This window comes from Pseudomonas sp. LG1E9, from assembly GCF_003290225.1.
Classification (GTDB): domain Bacteria; phylum Pseudomonadota; class Gammaproteobacteria; order Pseudomonadales; family Pseudomonadaceae; genus Aquipseudomonas; species Aquipseudomonas cyclaminis.
Map to the genome: position 1 here is coordinate 4648304 of NZ_CP029983.1, position 17341 is coordinate 4665644.

Sequence of the window (17341 nt, forward strand, 5' to 3'; positions counted from 1 at the left end):
GCATGCGGCGCATCAACGAATTGACTGGCGAGATTGTGCATTTGGGCATTCTCGACGAAGGCCGCATCGTCTATTTTCACAAGATCGACTCCCAATACAACCTGCGCATGTACCCGCGCATCGACCGACGTCCGCCGCTGTAATGCATCGGTATCGGTATCGGCAAGGTCTTGCGTTACTCCGAAGACAACGAAAACTCGGGGTCGAAATGGCTCAATCATCAAGCGAGTTGAACAATCTCATATGCCTGTGCCGAATCGGCAATGCTAAATTGAGATAGAACATTTTGAGTGATTATGATGAGCTCTAAAAAAATCCTTCAAGAACCCGCCGCCCGTTATTTTCTAGAAGTCGTCAGATCCGGTTCCATCAGCGAAGCGGCCTCACGGCTAAATGTAGCGTCGTCAGCCATTAGTCGGCAGATCGCAAAACTGGAAGCCAGCCTGGACACTCTGCTGTTTGAGCGTACGGCGCGCGGCATGCAGCCTAGCGATGCAGGAGAGTTACTTGCCGCTTATGCCCTTAGGGTGCAGATGGATAGCGATCGCCTATTTCGCTGAAATTTTCCGCGGTGGTTTCAGCGCGGTTCCCAAAGGTCAGATCGAGGCCGCCCACAGCCTGGCTATGACGTCATTCGCAATTTTACGTCGGGTAACCCTACCCGGCGCCCTCAACGCAGCTTCGCCTGCCTTGATAAACATGATCATTAATGTTTGCAAGAAAACCGCGCTGTTGTCGATCATCACTGTGGCCGACCTGACATTCGAGGTCCAGAAAATGGCGATAGAGACTTTTGCCTCGTTCGAGTCGATCCTGACCCTGGCGCTAGGGTACTGGGTACTGATCGAAATTTTTTCCCGCTTGGGTCAACGTGCAAACGCCATATCAATCAGCACCTGAATATGAAGAGAAGCGCATGAGTGAGTTTTTGGTAAGCATCGTCAATGTTCACAAAAGCTACGGTGATTTTGAAGTGCTGAAGAACGTCAACTTGGACGTCCAGCGCTCCGAGTTCATTTGCCTGATCGCCCGAGTGGTTCGGGAAACAGCACGCTCTTGCGCTGTATCAATGTTCTTGAAACTTATGACAAAGGCTCCATCACGATTGTCGGAAAACTGATCGGCTATCAAGAGGCTGGCGGTAAACGCAAACTCATGGCTGCCCGCGAACTGAGGGAAATGCGCCGCAGCATTGGCATGGTGTTCCAGCAGTTCAACCTCTGGCCGTACATGACTGCGTTGGAAAATGTCGCAGAACCGTTGCTGCGCGTTCAGAAAATGAATGCAACCGACGCGAAGGCCAAGGCACTGCGAATGCTTGAGAGAGTAGGCTTGGCACAAAAAGCCGAGAACTATCCAACGGCTTTGTCTGGCGGTCAGCAACAGCGTGTCGCCATCGCGCGAGCGTTGTCCATGGATCCGAACCTGATGCTATTTGACGAACCTACCTCGGCACTCGATCCGGAGTTGGTGGGTGAAGTATTCCAAGTGATGCGCGACCTCGCCAGCGAAGGCATGACTATGGTGGTGGTTACACACGAGATGGGCTTCGCCGCCAAAGCCGCCGACAAAGTCGCGTTCTTGGACGGAGGGTGCATCGTTCAGTTCGGTACGCCGCAGCAGGTACTCAAGGAAAGCGAAGAGCCGCGCTTACAGCAATCTGCGGAGTTACCACGCTCGCAACGATTTTTGAAGAGTCCCCCTGCGTCAGCCATTTTGGCGGAGCGAGTCATGATCAGTTTCAGAATCAAAGCAAGCGGCGAAAAAGTCGCGCCACAATGGGTGGAGGCGTTCCGTAACCTGCCCGTCCCAAACATCAGCGATTGCATGGCGCGCATGACTGCAGGTGGCGCCAACCTACGGGCATTTTATAAAGGGCCACGCATGGTCGGCTCGGCTCTAACCGTCAAGACACGGCCGGGGGACAATCTGGTGGTAAACAAGGCACTGGACATCGCGGATCCAGGCGACATCTTGATAGTGGACGCCGGTGGAGACCTGACCAACGCTTTGGTCGGTGAGTTGATGATCACCCATGCAAGACACCGCAAACTCGGTGGGCTTGTCATATCAGGTGCTATTCGTGACAGCGAAGAAAAATTGCTGGCTGGTAGTTTTCCAGTCTTCGCCTTGGGCGTGACCCATAGAGGGCCGTTCGGGGATGGGCCTGGAGAAGTCAATGTACCCATCGCCCAACACGGAATGGTTATTCTCCCTGGTGATTTGGTTTGTGGTGATGCCGACGGTGTGGTCAGCGTGGCGCGTCACGAGGTCGAGGAAGTCCATGCGCTGGCGCTGAAAAAACACAATGATGAAGTGAAGTTGATGGCGCAGATCAAAGCCGGCACGTCAGACTGGAGGTGGGTAGACGAATTACTGACTCGCAACGGTTGTTCGATTTAGTAGCTAACTCGTTTACATTCAGGGGTGCTTAGATCGAGGTTTAGATTGAGTCGCACCGGATTTCTATACACCCTAAATCTTCGTTGCGAAGCGCTGTTCGAACTCTAACCATTCCAAGCCCTGACCAATCATGCAGCGGAAAATCGTCGCCTGAGTATTTCCGATTGCATTGCTTATCGTGGTTGCGTCATAAATCAACACGAGCTAGAACTTGAAACGCCCCACCAGCCCTTTCAGTTGAACAGAAATGTCCGTCAGGCGAACTGATCCGGTGTACGCCGAGTGCGCAACACTCTCCACCACCTGGGCATCGGCGTGGATTTGTGCAATGTGTTGGTTAATATCTTCAGCCACCTGATGCTGTTCCTCTGCAGCCGTGGAGATTTGAGCATTCTGGTCGCGAATCGAATCCACTGAATCGCGGATCTTGTCGAAACTGTCGCTCGCCTGCTGGATACATTCAACGCTGGTTTGCGACGCCTCCAAGCTGCGTTGCATCTGCTGGGTGACCTCCTTGGTTCGCCGCCTGAAGTTGCCGAGCAGGCTGTCGATCTCGCCAGTTGAATCGGCAGTACGTCGCGCCAAGGCGCGAACTTCGTCGGCCACGACCGCGAATCCACGCCCCTGGTCGCCGGCGCGCGCCGCTTCGATGGCGGCATTGAGTGCCAACAGATTGGTCTGTTCAGCGATCGAACGAATGGTATCCAGGATTGTGTTGATGCTCTTACTGTCCTGCTCGAGCATCTGCATGGAACCTGCCGACTGCTGCAGGTTTTCACTCAATTTAAGAACGCTGCCCGTTGCCTCACCAATGTGCCGTTGCCCGTCGTGCACCTCTCGATAACCGACGTCCGCGCTGGAAGCCGCATGACTACATGAGCGAGCCACTTCGTTAGAGGTAGCGACCATCTCGTTGAAAGCCGTGCTTACTAATTCAACTGCTTCGCGCTGGCGCACTGCGGTGCTGTTCATGTTGATGGCCACTTGACTTGTATCCGCAGCGACCTCTTGCAAATCGGAGGAAGCGCTGCGAATGCGCCTCATCAGCTGCGCGATCATCCCAAGGAACTGGTTGAACCAACCAGCCAAAGTGGCGGTTTCGTCCTTCCCCCGCACTTCGAGTTCGCATGTCAGGTCGCCCTCCCCTTCGGCAATTTCCTGCAAGCCACTGGCAACGCTGCGAATTGGTCTAACGATTACGCCGGCGAAGCTCGCGCCTACGATGGCGAATACGATCGCCAACACGGCGGCAATCATCGCAATTAGCCATGTGAGGCTGGTGGCCTGAGCCATGACTTCGTCGCGCTTAATTAGACCGATAAAGCGCCAGCCTAGGCTTTCGGAACTGACCACATTGACCATATAGGGCACGCCATCGATTTCGATCCTGGTGACGCCATCGCCAGTCTTTGCCAGATCGGAATAGCCAGGGCCCAAATCGGCCAAGGGTTTGAAGCTGTTTTGGGGATTGGCGGGATCAACTAAAACGTTGCCGTTGGCTTCGACCATCATCAGGTACCCGCTGTCGCCCAGCTTGATGGTTTTAACCAGTTCCGTTAATTGCTTTAGCGAGACGTCTACACCGACGACGCCTACCGGGTTGCCGCTTACGTCGGCGAAAGCGCGAACCGTGCTGACCAGCACCATGTCATCCGGCGCCCAGTAGTAGGCGCCCGTGCGCACGGTTAAGCCTGGTGCGGCGGCCATGGCGGTTTTGTACCAGGGACGTACCCGGGGGTCGTAGCTGGCCATTTTTGGATCGTCGGGCCAGCCGGCAAATCCGCCGTCGTTGAGCCCCAGTGAAATGGATGCGGTGGTCGGGTGGGTCTCGGCAAATCGATCGAAATTAACCTGGAGCCGCTGATCGGCTTCGGTGACAGGCGTTTGCTCAGCATTGGCAGCGGTATAGTTTTTCAATCCCTTGATGCTGGCGATCCGAGGATCCTTGGCAAGGTATTCGACGTTTTGGCGGATGCTTTCAAAGAACTGCTTCATGCCGTTATCAATCTGGCGAATTTCACGACCGCTGCTATCCAGGAAATTGGCTTGCGCCGCGCTCCGCAAGTTCAATACGACGAGCACCGCGACCATAATCACTGGAAGACAGGCGATGGCCGCAAATACCCATGTCAGCTTCTGTTTGATATTCATGACTTCTCCAACGGGTACTTATAATTATTTAGGGCGGGCCGATGGAGCGGATACACCCATTGGAATCAAAACAGCGCCCACGACAACTGACACGAAATCTGCAGGGGCAGCGTCCGTAGATAAATATCAGTGTTAATTTTCCTGACAGCCCAGGTTCTCGCCCGCTACTCCAACGGAGACGGGCGGAAAGGCTCATGCACTGCAGCTCAGTTCAGCTCAAAAACGGCCTGGAGCAAAGGGTGCTGGATCGACTATAGGCGTCTCGCCCATCATCAATTCTGCGAGCAGTCGACCGCTGACCGGGCCCAGCGTAAACCCCTGATGGGCATGGCCGAAATTGAACCAGAGCCCTTTATGCAAGGGCGCTGCGCCGATTACCGGTTTCATGTCTACCGTACAGGGTCGGGCGCCCTTCCATGGCGTGCGCTCAACTTGGGGGCCTAACGCCAATACTTGTCGTGCAGCACGCTCGGCCTTGCCTAACTGCACTGGTGTTGGAGGTGCGCTTAGACTGGCGAATTCTGCCCCTGTCGATAGGCGGATACCGCGTTTCATGGGCGCCAGCATGTAGCCTTGTTCGGTATCCAGCACCGGGCGGGTCAACGTTGCTCCATCGGCAAAGTGAGCGTGGTAACCCCGTTTGACGAACAACGGTATGCGGTAGCCCAACTCACACAGCAGTTCATGAGCCCAAGGCCCCAGCGCTACTACCACCTCCGACGCGCCGACCGATCCGGAATCGGTATCGACGTTCCAGCTGGCTCCCAATTGACGCAGCGATCGCGCATCGCCGCGCAAAATTTGCCCACCTTCACTCACGAACAGATCGGCATAACGCTGCACTAGCTCTCCAGGCTCAATACAAGTCCAGGGTTGCAGCCAATGAATGCCCCCCACCAATGCCTCGCTCAGGGCGGGTTCCGCCAGTCTTAGCGAGACACCGTCCAAATGCTCGGACAATACGCCGTGTGCACTCACGCGTACCGCACGCGCCACCTCCTCATCAAATTGCTGTGGGCTACGGAACGCCTGAATCCACCCTTTGCGCACGATAAGGTTCTGCGAACCGCTTTGCTCAATCAGCTCCGAGTGCTCACTAGTCGAATGCTCAATCAACGTGCGAAAGGCATCCGCAATGGCCTGGTAATGCTTCGGCGCGGAGTTGGCCCAATACCTGACCAAGGCAGGCACGTATTCAGGCATCGCGCGCATATGGTAATTAACGCCGATGTCACTTTTGGTTGCCACGTTTATCAAACTGGCAAGATCCCTTGGAAACGCGTAAGGCTCAATGGCCTCGCGCTGAATAATGCCTGCGTTACCGAACGATGTTTCGCGCCCTGGCAACCCTTTGTCTACCAGCGTCACTACGCAGCCACGGCGCTGCAAATGCAACGCCGTGCAGACGCCGACAATACCGGCTCCCAATACCACCACTTGTTTTTCGCTCACGCTGCCTCCGAATCAAGCACGCTGTTGCGCGATGACACTGATCTCTATCAATGCATCGACCACAAGGCCGGCGCAAACGGTCGCGCGCACTGGCAGGTTGGTCGTGAAGAATGATGCATAAGCCCGATTGAATTCGGCGAAATCACTCCGGTCGGTCAGGTATACGGTGACGCTGACAACATCGTCCAGCGACAGCGATTCGGCTTCCAGCGTCTGGGCAATACGCGTCAGGGTTAAACGCGTTTGCGCCTCGATACCTTCAGGAAAGCTGCCGTCCTCACCAAACGGCAATTCGCCAGACAAAAAAACCAGGCCTTGGCTGTGGCGGACTTTGGAAAAGGGCAGATTGCTTACGGTCATGGCAGTTCTCTCTCCTGGGTATTCAAAGATTTGCTCATCAGCGAGCACCAATTGTGAATCATCGCCTGCAGTCCATCTGTGCTCACGGCCAGGCAACAAGTCGTAAATGCGCTTGAGCATCTGCCCCCTCGCGGGCGCCGGCCATGCATACAGAGCGAACAGCATTCCGAATTCATGTTGACTCACTGGTCAGTCATGACAGAAAGGGCTGAACTAGGTTTTAGCTTAAAAAGCAAAGCATGTATATACAGGGTAAGGAATTTTCAATGTCGCTCGCACAAAAACACACCAGATGCCTAAGGCAAAGCCAGTAGCTGTCCATTCATGGTTAGCACATCAAATGCGTACGGCAATAAATGTTTCGTTTAAACACGCCACCGAGTGAAAGTCCCACCCCACCGCGGAACCTTGGCTTACAGACTGAAAATCCTGCATGAGCGAGCATCTGATCCACTTTTCTGAAAACAGGCCAAAACCGCGGCTCTATTACCGAACAAAGGTTTTGGCTTGCATTTCTATCTTGTGGTATATACAGGATGATACAGATCATTCGCCACGTTACGCTTTTCGCTAAGGACGTCACATCATGAATCCAATGGCACCGCTCAGATCCATCCAGCTATCCCCCACCCGAGATCAGACATAACGCCAAAAGTAGTAGCGTCTGCAGCAACTCCAGCACAACCGACTGAACCGAGATGCCTTCCCGCAAGACACTAATTGAGGTTAGCCCTGTATGAATGCGAATGACTTGAACCTGCTTGCCCGCGCAGAAGTGCGCGAGTTGGCCAGCTATAACGCTGGCCTGGCTTCGGATGCCGTGCGCAAACGATTCGGCCTTACACGCGTAGCCAAACTTGGGAGCAACGAAAACCCAATGGGCACAGCACCCGCCGTTAGCGCCGCAACGGCTCAAGCTTGCAGCGAAATTGCGCTGTATCCCGATGCCGGCTGCCAAGCATTGCGTACTGCGCTTTCTGAAAAGCTGGGTGTGCCGGAAAACCAGTTAGTGTTCGGCAACGGCTCGGAGGATTTACTGAGCGTCATCAGTCGAGTGTTTTTGGATCACAACGACGAAGTGGTGACCGTAGTGCCTTCGTTCGGTCTGCACTTCATCTATCCACTGGCAGCCGGCGCCAAAGTGACTGGTGTGCCAATGACCCAGCAAGGCACATTCGATGTGCCAGCGATGGTCGCAGCACTCACTCCCCACACACATGTGCTGATGTTTTCCTGCCCATCCAACCCGGTTGGCTGCGCCCTGAGCGCCGACGAGCTACAACAACTGCTCGACGCATTACCACCGCAATGTTTGTTGGTGTTCGACGAGGCCTACTACGAATATGCACAATGGGAAGCCGAATACCCGGACTGTCTTGCTCTGATTCAAGGCAGCGGCAGACCGTTCATCCTGCTGAGGACGTTCTCCAAGGCTTATTCCCTGGCGGGTTTGCGCATAGGCTACGGGGTGGTGAGCGATCCGATGTTGGCCGATCTTATTAATCGTCTGCGTACTCCCTTCAACGTCAACCACGTAGCCCAGGCCGCAGCGATTGCCGCACTGGCTGACGATGAGCATCTGAACGCCTGCCTGTCCCATGTCGCTAGCGAACGCCGGCGAATGGAGGCGACACTGCACGAGCAAGGCATCACGACCGCGCCCTCCCTTGCCAACTTCTTGTTTTTCAGCACGCCTTTTCCGGCCGAAGTCATCAATCAAGCTCTACTGCGAGAAGGGGTAATCATCAAACCGTGGCGCGAAGTTGGTTACACTGAGTACTTGCGCGTCTCTGTCGGAAGCTGTGAGGATAACGACCTTTTCCTCACAGCACTGGCAAGCGTCCTTGCCACACTCGAGACACGGACTGACTAATGATCAAAAATGCACCACAAGCGCTCTACCGGCGTGCAAAGGATTATGTGCAAGACCAACTTCGGGCGGGCGTTTGGAAACCTGGTGACCTGATTTCTTCAGAAAACCAGCTGGTGCAAGAACTGGGCATTTCGCGCATGACCGTCAATCGGGCTTTGCGCGAACTGACTGAAGAGGGCCACCTGGTCAGGATTTCAGGCGTCGGCACGTTCGTAGCCGAAAGCAAACCGCAATCAAACTTGCTGCGCATCACCAACATTGCCGACGAGATCCTGGCCCGAGGCCACAGCTACACCTGCCGCGTCCTACACCTGGGTCGTGAATCGGCCTCAATGTCGGTGGCGTCCGCTTTGGGCCTGACCACTGGCTCTTCAGTTTTTCATCTGGTCTGCGTTCACAGCGAAGAAGGCGTGCCGGTACAACTTGAGGATCGTTACGTCAATCCCGAGCTGGTGCCAGAGTTTCTGCAGCAAGATTTCGGGGAGCACTTGCAACCCGCCAAATACCTGTTGCGCGTCGTCAAACCCGATGAAATGGAGCATATCGTCGAAGCCTGTCACCCAAGCGTTGACGAAAGCAAACATATGCAGATCGACGCTAACGAACCTTGCTTAGCGCTCATCCGCCGCACCTGGAGCCAAAGCAAAATTGTGACTTACGTGCGCTTGGTTCACCCCTCCTCACGCTATCGACTCGGCAGTCGCCTGCCGGTAAACGGGGCGCATAGAGACAGTTGATGCCTGAAGGCATCCGATGAACTGATCCATCATAAACCGGGATCGAAATTCCATTGCTGCTTCTACTTTCCGGCCAACCTCTTGCGCAGAATCTCACCAGTGAGTTTCTTGTACTACAAAAGTAAAAAAGCTCCACAGCTACGACAACTGCCTGTCGCCGATAGCTGTAGAGCCAAAAAACTGCATAAACACTGTAGCTCTCGTGCGGGATGACTCGAGCAATTCAGCTTGCTCACACGGGAGCCAAACGCCCCTTCACCCCGATTACAAGCTAGGCAGCAACTTTGGCAACACCAGTTCGTTCAAGCACCGGGAAGCCAACAGCTCGCTTGCTGCGTTGATATCCGGCGCAAAGAAGCGATCTTTGTCGTAGTAAGCCACTTTGCTGCGCAGGCTGGTGCGGGCAAGCTCCAGCTTCGTCGAGGTCTTCAACCCTTCGCGCAAGTCAAGGCCCTGACACGCAGCGAGCCACTCAACAGCGAGGACGCCGCGAGTGTTTTCAGCCATTTCCCATAGACGCTTGCCCGCTGCAGGAGCCATCGACACGTGGTCTTCCTGGTTCGCGGATGTGGGCAGGCTGTCTACGGAATGGGGGTGAGCCAGCGCCTTGTTTTCACTGGCCAGCGCTGCTGCGGTAACTTGGGAAATCATGAAGCCGGAATTCACACCGCCGTTGGCCACCAGGAATGGCGGCAATTGCGACATGTGCTTGTCCATCATCAGGGAAATACGTCGCTCGCTTAGCGAGCCGATTTCCGCTATCGCTAATGCCATGTTGTCAGCAGCCATGGCCACGGGCTCGGCGTGGAAGTTGCCACCGGAGATCACATCGCCTTCGACAGCGAAGACCAATGGGTTATCGGAGACGGCATTAGCTTCGACGACCAATACCTCCGCGGCTTGACGGAACTGGGTCAGGCACGCGCCCATGACTTGCGGCTGGCAACGCAGGGAGTACGGATCCTGAACCTTGCCGCAGTTCTGGTGGGAGTCGGAGACTTCACTGCGCTCCCCGAGCAAGTCTCGGTAGGCGGTAGCACTGTCGATCTGGCCTTTCTGGCCACGCGCGGCGTGGATGCGTGCGTCGAACGGCGAGCGCGAGCCCAAAACCGCTTCAACAGTCAGAGCACCGATCGCCAGTGCACCAGCGAACAGATCTTCGCCCTCGAACAAACCACGCAGTGCATAAGCGGTGGATACCTGCGTGCCGTTGAGCAACGCCAGCCCTTCCTTGGCAGCCAGTGTCAGTGGCGTCAGGCCGGCGACTTTCAGCGCCTCGGTTGCTTCCAGCCATTCGCCCTTGTAACGAGCCTTGCCTTCACCCAACAGCACCAGCGACATGTGGGCCAAGGGTGCGAGGTCGCCGGATGCACCGACCGAACCTTTCAACGGAATCTGCGGATAAACCTCGGCGTTGATCAAAGCGATCAGTGCTTCGATGACGGTGCGGCGGATGCCGGAGAAACCACGGCTCAAGCTATTGACCTTGAGCACCATGACCAGCCTGACCAGCGCGTCACTGATCGGTTCGCCAACACCGGCAGCGTGAGACAGAACCAGTGAGCGCTGGAGGTTCTCCAGGTCTTCGGTAGCGATGCAGGTCGAGGCCAGCAGGCCGAAACCGGTATTGATCCCATAGGCGGTGCGGTTCTCGGCGAGAATTTGTTCCACGCAAGCAACGCTGGCTTCAATCTGGGCCGAAGCACTGTCATCGAGGGAGATGTTGACCGGATGCTGGTAGACGTCGCGCAGTTGGGCAATGCTCAGTTGGCCAGGAATGATGTTGAGTGTGTTCATGCTTTTGCTCCTTTAACAGAGGTGATCATTGGCAGGTTCAAGCCTTGTTCTTTGGCACAATCTATTGCGATCTGGTAACCCGCGTCGGCGTGACGCATCACGCCGGTCGCCGGGTCGTTGTGCAGCACGCGTGCAATGCGCTCAGCCGCTTCGTCGGTACCGTCGCAGACGATCACCATGCCCGAGTGCTGAGAGAAGCCCATGCCGACGCCGCCGCCGTGGTGCAGGGAAACCCAGGTCGCGCCGCTCGCGGTGTTCAGCAGTGCGTTGAGCAGTGGCCAGTCGGACACGGCGTCGGAACCGTCCTGCATTGATTCCGTTTCGCGGTTTGGGCTGGCCACGGAACCGGAGTCCAAATGGTCGCGACCGATGACAATCGGCGCCGACAATTCGCCGCTACGCACCATTTCGTTGAATGCCAGGCCCAGCTTGGCGCGCAGACCCAGCCCTACCCAGCAGATTCGGGCCGGCAAGCCCTGGAAGCTGATGCGCTCGCGCGCCATGTCCAGCCAGTTATGCAGGTGCGCGTCTTCCGGAATCAGCTCTTTGACCTTGGCATCAGTTTTGTAGATGTCTTCAGCGTTACCCGACAGCGCAGCCCAGCGGAACGGGCCGATGCCACGGCAGAACAGCGGACGGATGTAGGCCGGTACGAAGCCCGGGAAGTCGAATGCGTTTTCCACGCCTTCTTCATGAGCCATCTGACGGATGTTGTTGCCGTAGTCGAACGTTGGAATGCCCATTTTCTGGAATTCAAGCATCGCTTTGACGTGTACGGCCATCGATTGCTTGGCGGCTTTCACTACAGAGGCAGGCTCGGTCTTGGCGCGTGCGCGATACTCTTCCCAAGTCCAGCCGGCCGGGAGGTAACCGTTTAGCGGGTCGTGAGCGCTGGTCTGGTCAGTGACCATGTCCGGGCGTACGCCGCGCTTGACCAGTTCAGGCAGGATTTCCGCCGCGTTACCCAGCAGGGCGATGGAGATAGCCTTGCCTTCTTTGGTGTATTGGGCGATGCGGGCAAGTGCATCATCGAGGTCTGTGGCTTGCTCGTCGACGTAACGGCTGTTCAGGCGGAAGTCGATACTGACTTGCTGGCATTCGATATTCAGCGAGCAGGCGCCGGCCAGGGTTGCCGCCAGTGGCTGGGCGCCCCCCATACCGCCGAGGCCTGCGGTCAGTACCCAACGACCCTTCAGATTATCGTTGTAATGCTGGCGACCTGCTTCTACGAAGGTTTCGTAGGTGCCCTGGACGATGCCCTGACTGCCGATGTAGATCCAGCTGCCGGCGGTCATCTGGCCATACATGGCCAGGCCTTTGGCGTCGAGTTCGTTGAAGTGCTCCCAAGTGGCCCAGTGCGGCACCAGGTTGGAGCTGGCAATCAGCACGCGCGGGGCGCTGCTGTGGGTCTTGAACACGCCGACCGGCTTGCCGGATTGCACCAGCAGGGTCTCGTCGTCGTTTAGATTGGTGAGGCTTTCGACGATCTTGTCGTAGCATCCCCAATTACGCGCCGCACGACCGATGCCACCATACACCACCAGTTCTTTTGGGTTCTCGGCCACTTCCGGGTCGAGGTTGTTCATTAACATGCGCAGTGGCGCTTCGGTCAGCCAGCTTTTGGCGGTCAGCGTGTTACCACGCGCGGCGCGGATTTCGACATTACGGAAATGGGATGGTTTGTTCACCGGTAATCCTCTCGAAATGACTTTCTCAGCCTATCTATTGGTTTAACGCTACAGATCAAGCATAAATACAATCATGTATATACAACCATAATCAAGCGGATTTTTACTCGAGTATGGTCACTGACGAAGGGCAAGGTAATTTGGAGCTAATGAGCGACCAAAGAGTCGCTCGAAGGCATAGCGGTTACTTGAGGTTGCCGCTAAGAAACTGCTGCAGGCGCTCGCTCTTGGGGTTGCCCAAGACATCTTCAGGTAAGCCCTGTTCTTCCACGAGTCCTTGGTGGAGGAACAACACCTGACTCGACACCTTGCGCGCAAAGCTCATCTCATGAGTCACCATGATCATAGTTCGACCTTCTTCGGCCAGACCCTGGATAACCTTGAGCACCTCGCCCACCAATTCTGGATCAAGCGCCGAAGTCGGCTCGTCGAACAGCATGATCTCAGGCTCCATGGCCAAAGCCCGAGCGATAGCGACCCGCTGCTGCTGCCCGCCAGAGAGAAAAGCCGGATACTGGTCGGCAACGCGAGACGGCAAACCTACCTTGTCCAGATACCGCCGAGCACGCTCCTCAGCATCTTTCTTGCTGATACCCAGGACGCGGCGTGGAGCCATCGTGATGTTGTCCAGCACGGTCATGTGGCTCCAAAGGTTGAAGTGCTGGAACACCATCGCAAGCCGTGTGCGCAGCCGCTGCAGTTCAGAAGCGTCGGCCACATGCATGCCGTGGCGGTCATGCATCATGCGAATCGGCTGGTTATCCAGGCCCATGGCGCCATCGTTGGGCGTTTCCAAAAAGTTGATACAACGCAAGAAGGTGCTCTTGCCCGACCCGCTGGCGCCAATCAGACTAATTACATCGCCGGTCTTGGCGTTTAGGGAAACGCCTTTGAGTACTTCGTGGCTGCCATAGCTTTTATGCAGGTTTTCAACGGTCAATTTGTACATGTTCAAACACCCTGAATTAATGAGCCGGGCCGAGGAAAGACAGCCAGCGGCGTTCAGCCAGACGGAACAGGCCAACCAGAGAGAAAGTGACTGCGAGGTAAATCGCGGCGGCGATACCGAACGACTGGAATGTCAGGAACGTTGCCGAATTGGCATCCCGGGCGACCTTGAGAATGTCCGGCACAGTCGCAGTGAACGCGACTGTGGTCGAGTGCAGCATCAGTATGACTTCGTTGCTGTAGTTCGGCAGCGATCGGCGCAGCGCAGACGGCATGATGATGTAGGCATACAACTTCCAGCCGCGCAGTCCGAATGCCTTAGCCGCTTCGACCTCGCCGTGATTCATGTTACGGATCGCCCCGGCGAAAATTTCCGTGGTGTAGGCGCAAGTGCTCAAAGCGAAGGCAAGAATGGTGCAGTTGATTGCATCCCGGAAGAATGCATCGAGCATGGGTTGCGAACGCACCGCTGCAAGGCTGTAGATACCTGTGTAGCAGATCAGCAGCTGTATATACAGCGGCGTACCGCGAAACAGATAAGTGTAGAACTGCACTGGCCAGCGCACCCATATATTGCTGGAGACCCTGGCAATCGACAGCGGGAGCGCCATCAAAAAGCCCAGGAAAAGCGAAGCACTTAACAGCCATAGGGTCATCGCCAACCCGGTGATGTGATAGCCATCGCTGTAGAGGAAAGGCTTCCAGTATTCCTGCAGAAGTTCCATCATCGCACGGCCTCCCGTGTGCCTGCGGCATAGAGGATTTCCAACCGGCGCAAGACGTAGTTCGATGCAGTGGTGATGACCAGATAGATCAAGGCTGCCAGCACTAGGAAAAAGAACAGTTGATAGGTGGTCTTGCCGGCGTCTTGAGCCACTTTCACTAGGTCGGCCAGCCCAATAATCGAGACCAACGCGGTAGCCTTGAGGATGACCATCCAGTTATTGCCGATACCCGGTAAGGCAAAACGCATCATCTGCGGGAACAGTACGAGGCGGAAACGCTGCGCGCGGGTAAGGCCGTAAGCAGTGGCCGCTTCCATCTGGCCACGCGGCACGGCGAGGATGGCGCCTCTGAAAGTCTCAGTGAAATACGCACCATAGATAAAGCCCAAGGTGATCACGCCGGCACTGAATGGATTGATCTCGATGTAATCCCACCCTAAGGCTGAGGTCAGCTGGGTGAGCCAGGTCTGCAAGCTGTAGAAGATCAGCAGCATCAGAACCAGATCCGGCACTCCACGAATCAGCGTGGTGTACGCCTGTGCGGGGACGCGCAACAGCGCCGACCTTGAAAGCTTGGCACTGGCGCCGACCAGGCCCAAGACCACGCTTAGCAGCAAGCAAAGGAAAGATAACTTGATCGTCATCCAGGTCCCTTGCAGCAACAGTGGGCCAAAGCCCTTGAGACTGAAGCCCGACAGCCCCAGCATCTGCAATAGGTTTTCTAACATGGGGAAGCCCTTCGTCAATCAGGAAAACGCCCATCCGTGAATGGGCGCAGCGTCGTTATTTACCGCTGTAAATATTCTGATCACCGAAGTGTTTCTTTTGGATGTCCACGTAAGTGCCATCGTCGTGAAGCGCCTGTATACCTTTGTTCACTAGGGCTTTAAGTTCGGCATTGCCTTTGAGCAGACCGATCGCCGTTTTTGCTGGCAGCAGTTCGTGATGGACTGGCTCGCTCACTTCAAAGTCAGCGCCTTGCGGGGACTTCAGGAAACCCATTTCAGCTTGCAGCATGTTCTGAATCGAGGCATCTAGGCGACCTGTGACCAGGTCAGCGTAAACTTGATCCTGATTGGCGTAGGCCTGGGTTTTTACCCCGGCCTTGTTCAGTACCGCCTTGGCATAGGCTTCCTCGGTGGTGCCTTGTTCATAGCCCACGGTTTTTCCAGCCAGCGTCGTGATGTCTTCGCTCAGGCCAGAACCCTTCTTAAAGACGAAGGAAGTAGGCACGGAAAACAATTCGTTCGAGAAATCGATGACTTTTTCCCGCGAAGACGTCACGGTCATTGCAGAAATCACGCCGTCGAATTTGTTGGCCCTGAGGCCGGGAATCATGCCGTCGAAATCGCTTTCAACCCATCTGCACTTGACCTTCAGTTCAGCGCAAATCGCGTTACCCAGATCAATATCAAAGCCCACAAGGCTGCCGTCGGCCGCCTTTGATTCGAAGGGTGCATAAGATGGGTCGACTCCAAAACGCAACTCCTTGTACTCCTTGGCCACGACAGAGCCAGCAGCCGCACACAGAGCCAATACTGAAAGGGTCAAAATAGATTTTTTCATTGTTTTTATTCCTAATAACCAACAGAAGCGCTTGGAGCGCACGAGTACAGTTATGGAGCGCGCGTGGCGTTACGCAGAGCACACACAGACCCCAATTTGCGGATAACCGTGTTGAGACGCCTGGTCGACTTTAACTCGTTAATACATACTTGTACAGACAGGCATAGTCAATTGATCGTCCGTTGATCCGTTCGATTGCTTCTCGAGTTTTTAAAATGTGCTTGAGGTGCCAACAATAGGAACATTGGAAGATTTTTCTCTGAAGTAGACGAAGACTGTCAACCTCATTAATTGCGCCGATCGTCGCGTGCCGCTTTTGGAGAGATGGCCGGCGCCAGTTGTACGAGGTCATTCAGTATCCTTCCACCTTCGATATGATGATAAAGAGGCCTTAATCGGCGCTAATTACTGCGATATCGAGATAGGTGAGCGGCTCCCATCTGCATCAGCGAGACAACGATTCATGCTTGAATATGTTGGCGGAATGCTCGACAGCCCATTGCTCAGCACCACGGACTTCGACGCCATATGCCGTCGTTGGAAAGTTCAGATCGCCACGCCTGAGCTTCTGTCGACATTGGATACGCAGTAGCGTGCTAGAGGCGTAATCAACATCCAGGATGCCTTTACCCGTTACTTCGCCCCCCCGTGCTTTCGGACTGGATCGAACTAATTTCAAGGCTTGGCTACCAGGTCTACATCGCCCCGCTCGGGCCCAACGGGAAACCGCTTCAGGTGCAAGGCTTCATCAAAGCCTTTGAAAAAGCCGCGCATTTCAACGGTGAAGCGTTGCGCCACCTTCAGAAATACGGGATACCGTTGGTGGGGCTTGATTCCGCGATGACACTGGTGCATAGACAGGGATATGCGAAGACGCTGGGCAGCGACAAGGCCCCCTCCGTTCTGCTGCCTCAGGAGTGGCTTGCAGGTGTACTTCCACAGGCTCAACGCGTCGAAGATGCTGCTCCGTACTACTTCCTTCCCCACTGCACTGAAAAAACAAACGAGCCGAGCAACATTGGGCTTTGGCAAAAAGTCTTTGAGCGAATGGGGCTTAAACTGAGCGTTCAAGCCAGCGGATGCTGCGGCATGTCCGGCACCTATCGACATGAGACAAAAAAACCAGCATCTCTGTGGTGATCTACAAACAGTCCTGGGCACCGCTCGTGGCAAAATTCAATACTTCTGGCCGGTTATTGGCCGACGGATATTCTCGCCGTAATTAGGTGAAACGACAGGACGGAGTGACCGTTTTACATCCGCTGCAAGCACTGCTCGCTACCGTTAGGCAACGTACCAAGCTTCCATCGCGTCAGAGTCAACAAAGCGAACTCTCAGAACTACTGGCTTGAGCGTTAGCCGTCTATACCGATTTCTTTGAGCAGTCCGGCCTTGCAAACCAATAGCTCCTCAATGTACGCATCGCGATTCTTTTCGAAACGCAATGTAGGAATGGGCATTGAGATCGCGAAACGGCCTAACACCGTATCCAGAGCGGCGGCCGTTGTAGTGATGCCCTCGATGAGTTCACCATGATCGCTTGAAACCCCGGCTTTGCGAATATCGTCGAGCTGATTCAACAGAGCCAGGGATACCGTCGTGTTCTCCTTGGTAGCGCTTTCAGCCGCAAACAACGCCCTT

Annotated in this window: 14 protein-coding genes and 5 pseudogenes; 8 read left to right on the forward strand and 11 right to left on the reverse strand. The window is 55.3% G+C overall.

Annotated elements, in window-relative coordinates; all coding sequences use genetic code 11:
- Nucleotides 1–2 precede the first annotated feature (2 nt).
- The 5 genes and pseudogenes from DNK50_RS28970 to DNK50_RS21150 form a co-directional block, all read left to right on the forward strand.
- Nucleotides 3–143, forward strand: coding sequence for a hypothetical protein (locus DNK50_RS28970; protein ID WP_177411553.1), 141 nt, complete (start codon nt 3–5; stop codon nt 141–143).
- Nucleotides 144–299: 156 nt separating this feature from the next.
- Nucleotides 300–551, forward strand: a pseudogene (locus DNK50_RS21135) (LysR family transcriptional regulator); the annotation flags it as partial.
- Nucleotides 517–900: an ABC transporter permease subunit gene (locus DNK50_RS21140; RefSeq protein WP_057400998.1), complete on the forward strand. Its 384-nt coding sequence runs from the start codon at nt 517–519 to the stop codon at nt 898–900. The pseudogene DNK50_RS21135 and the gene DNK50_RS21140, both read left to right, overlap by 35 nt.
- A gap of 16 nt (nt 901–916) precedes the next feature.
- Nucleotides 917–1656, forward strand: a pseudogene (locus DNK50_RS21145) (amino acid ABC transporter ATP-binding protein); the annotation flags it as partial.
- Between the two features lie 135 nt (nt 1657–1791).
- Nucleotides 1792–2403 (forward strand): annotated as a pseudogene (locus DNK50_RS21150) (RraA family protein); the annotation flags it as partial.
- 204 nt (nt 2404–2607) lie between these two features.
- Here DNK50_RS21150 and DNK50_RS29615 read toward each other — a convergent pair.
- The 4 genes and pseudogenes from DNK50_RS29615 to DNK50_RS21165 all read right to left on the reverse strand — a co-directional run bounded on the left by DNK50_RS29615 (nt 2608) and on the right by DNK50_RS21165 (nt 6486).
- Nucleotides 2608–3462, reverse strand: coding sequence for a methyl-accepting chemotaxis protein (locus DNK50_RS29615; RefSeq protein ID WP_371929529.1), 855 nt, complete (start codon nt 3460–3462; stop codon nt 2608–2610).
- Between the two features lie 54 nt (nt 3463–3516).
- Nucleotides 3517–4554, reverse strand: a pseudogene (locus DNK50_RS29620) (cache domain-containing protein); the annotation flags it as partial.
- A 216-nt stretch (nt 4555–4770) separates the two neighbouring features.
- Entirely contained in the window at nt 4771–6006 is a 1236-nt protein-coding gene (locus DNK50_RS21160) for an FAD-binding oxidoreductase (protein WP_112196133.1), read from the reverse strand.
- A 12-nt stretch (nt 6007–6018) separates the two neighbouring features.
- Nucleotides 6019–6486 (reverse strand): RidA family protein, encoded by a 468-nt coding sequence (locus DNK50_RS21165; RefSeq protein ID WP_218565069.1) that lies wholly within the window; start codon nt 6484–6486, stop codon nt 6019–6021.
- Between the two features lie 616 nt (nt 6487–7102).
- Between DNK50_RS21165 and hisC the strand changes: the two genes are divergently transcribed.
- A complete protein-coding gene (gene hisC / locus DNK50_RS21170; RefSeq protein WP_112196134.1) occupies nt 7103–8239 on the forward strand; it encodes a histidinol-phosphate transaminase in 1137 nt (378 codons plus the stop codon).
- Nucleotides 8239–8976: a histidine utilization repressor gene (hutC, locus tag DNK50_RS21175; protein ID WP_112196135.1), complete on the forward strand. Its 738-nt coding sequence runs from the start codon at nt 8239–8241 to the stop codon at nt 8974–8976. Before hisC ends, hutC begins: the two co-directional genes overlap by 1 nt.
- 264 nt (nt 8977–9240) lie before the next feature.
- Here the strand turns inward: hutC and hutH are convergent, their stop codons facing one another.
- The 6 genes from hutH to DNK50_RS21205 all read right to left on the reverse strand — a co-directional run bounded on the left by hutH (nt 9241) and on the right by DNK50_RS21205 (nt 15700).
- Complete coding sequence (gene hutH, locus DNK50_RS21180; protein WP_112196136.1) at nt 9241–10773, reverse strand: histidine ammonia-lyase; 1533 nt, start codon at nt 10771–10773, stop codon at nt 9241–9243.
- A complete protein-coding gene (gene hutU / locus DNK50_RS21185) occupies nt 10770–12461 on the reverse strand; it encodes a urocanate hydratase (RefSeq protein WP_112196137.1) in 1692 nt (563 codons plus the stop codon). Before hutU ends, hutH begins: the two co-directional genes overlap by 4 nt.
- Nucleotides 12462–12645: 184 nt before the next feature.
- Nucleotides 12646–13410: an ABC transporter ATP-binding protein gene (locus tag DNK50_RS21190; RefSeq protein WP_029291000.1), complete on the reverse strand. Its 765-nt coding sequence runs from the start codon at nt 13408–13410 to the stop codon at nt 12646–12648.
- A 16-nt stretch (nt 13411–13426) separates the two neighbouring features.
- Nucleotides 13427–14137, reverse strand: a complete 711-nt coding sequence (locus DNK50_RS21195; RefSeq protein ID WP_112196138.1) for an ABC transporter permease — start codon at nt 14135–14137, stop codon at nt 13427–13429.
- Nucleotides 14134–14862 carry an ABC transporter permease gene (locus DNK50_RS21200; RefSeq protein ID WP_112196139.1) on the reverse strand — a complete coding sequence of 243 codons (729 nt, stop codon included), beginning with the start codon at nt 14860–14862 and terminating at the stop codon, nt 14134–14136. The genes DNK50_RS21195 and DNK50_RS21200 overlap by 4 nt, the downstream gene beginning before the upstream one ends.
- Before the next feature lie 55 nt (nt 14863–14917).
- On the reverse strand, nt 14918–15700 hold the full coding sequence (locus tag DNK50_RS21205) for a transporter substrate-binding domain-containing protein (protein WP_112196140.1): 783 nt from the start codon (nt 15698–15700) through the stop codon (nt 14918–14920).
- Nucleotides 15701–16061: 361 nt separating this feature from the next.
- Between DNK50_RS21205 and DNK50_RS29250 the strand changes: the two are divergent.
- A pseudogene (locus DNK50_RS29250) lies at nt 16062–17052 on the forward strand (hypothetical protein); the annotation flags it as partial.
- Nucleotides 17053–17055: 3 nt separating this feature from the next.
- Here DNK50_RS29250 and DNK50_RS21215 read toward each other — a convergent pair.
- Entirely contained in the window at nt 17056–17334 is a 279-nt protein-coding gene (locus DNK50_RS21215) for an IclR family transcriptional regulator C-terminal domain-containing protein (protein WP_112196141.1), read from the reverse strand.
- Nucleotides 17335–17341 lie beyond the last annotated feature (7 nt).

Coding starts and splice junctions, on each gene's coding strand:
- DNK50_RS21140 (WP_057400998.1), top strand. CDS start 517: ATGCCCTTAGGGTGCAGATGGATAGCGATCGCCTATTTCGCTGAAATT.
- hisC (WP_112196134.1), top strand. CDS start 7,103: ATGAATGCGAATGACTTGAACCTGCTTGCCCGCGCAGAAGTGCGCGAG.
- DNK50_RS29615 (WP_371929529.1), bottom strand. CDS start 3,462: ATGATCGCGCAGCTGATGAGGCGCATTCGCAGCGCTTCCTCCGATTTG.
- DNK50_RS21165 (WP_218565069.1), bottom strand. CDS start 6,486: ATGCTCAAGCGCATTTACGACTTGTTGCCTGGCCGTGAGCACAGATGG.
- hutH (WP_112196136.1), bottom strand. CDS start 10,773: ATGAACACACTCAACATCATTCCTGGCCAACTGAGCATTGCCCAACTG.
- DNK50_RS21205 (WP_112196140.1), bottom strand. CDS start 15,700: ATGAAAAAATCTATTTTGACCCTTTCAGTATTGGCTCTGTGTGCGGCT.
- DNK50_RS21195 (WP_112196138.1), bottom strand. CDS start 14,137: ATGATGGAACTTCTGCAGGAATACTGGAAGCCTTTCCTCTACAGCGAT.
- hutC (WP_112196135.1), top strand. CDS start 8,239: ATGATCAAAAATGCACCACAAGCGCTCTACCGGCGTGCAAAGGATTAT.
- DNK50_RS21190 (WP_029291000.1), bottom strand. CDS start 13,410: ATGTACAAATTGACCGTTGAAAACCTGCATAAAAGCTATGGCAGCCAC.
- DNK50_RS28970 (WP_177411553.1), top strand. CDS start 3: ATGCGGCGCATCAACGAATTGACTGGCGAGATTGTGCATTTGGGCATT.
- DNK50_RS21200 (WP_112196139.1), bottom strand. CDS start 14,862: ATGTTAGAAAACCTATTGCAGATGCTGGGGCTGTCGGGCTTCAGTCTC.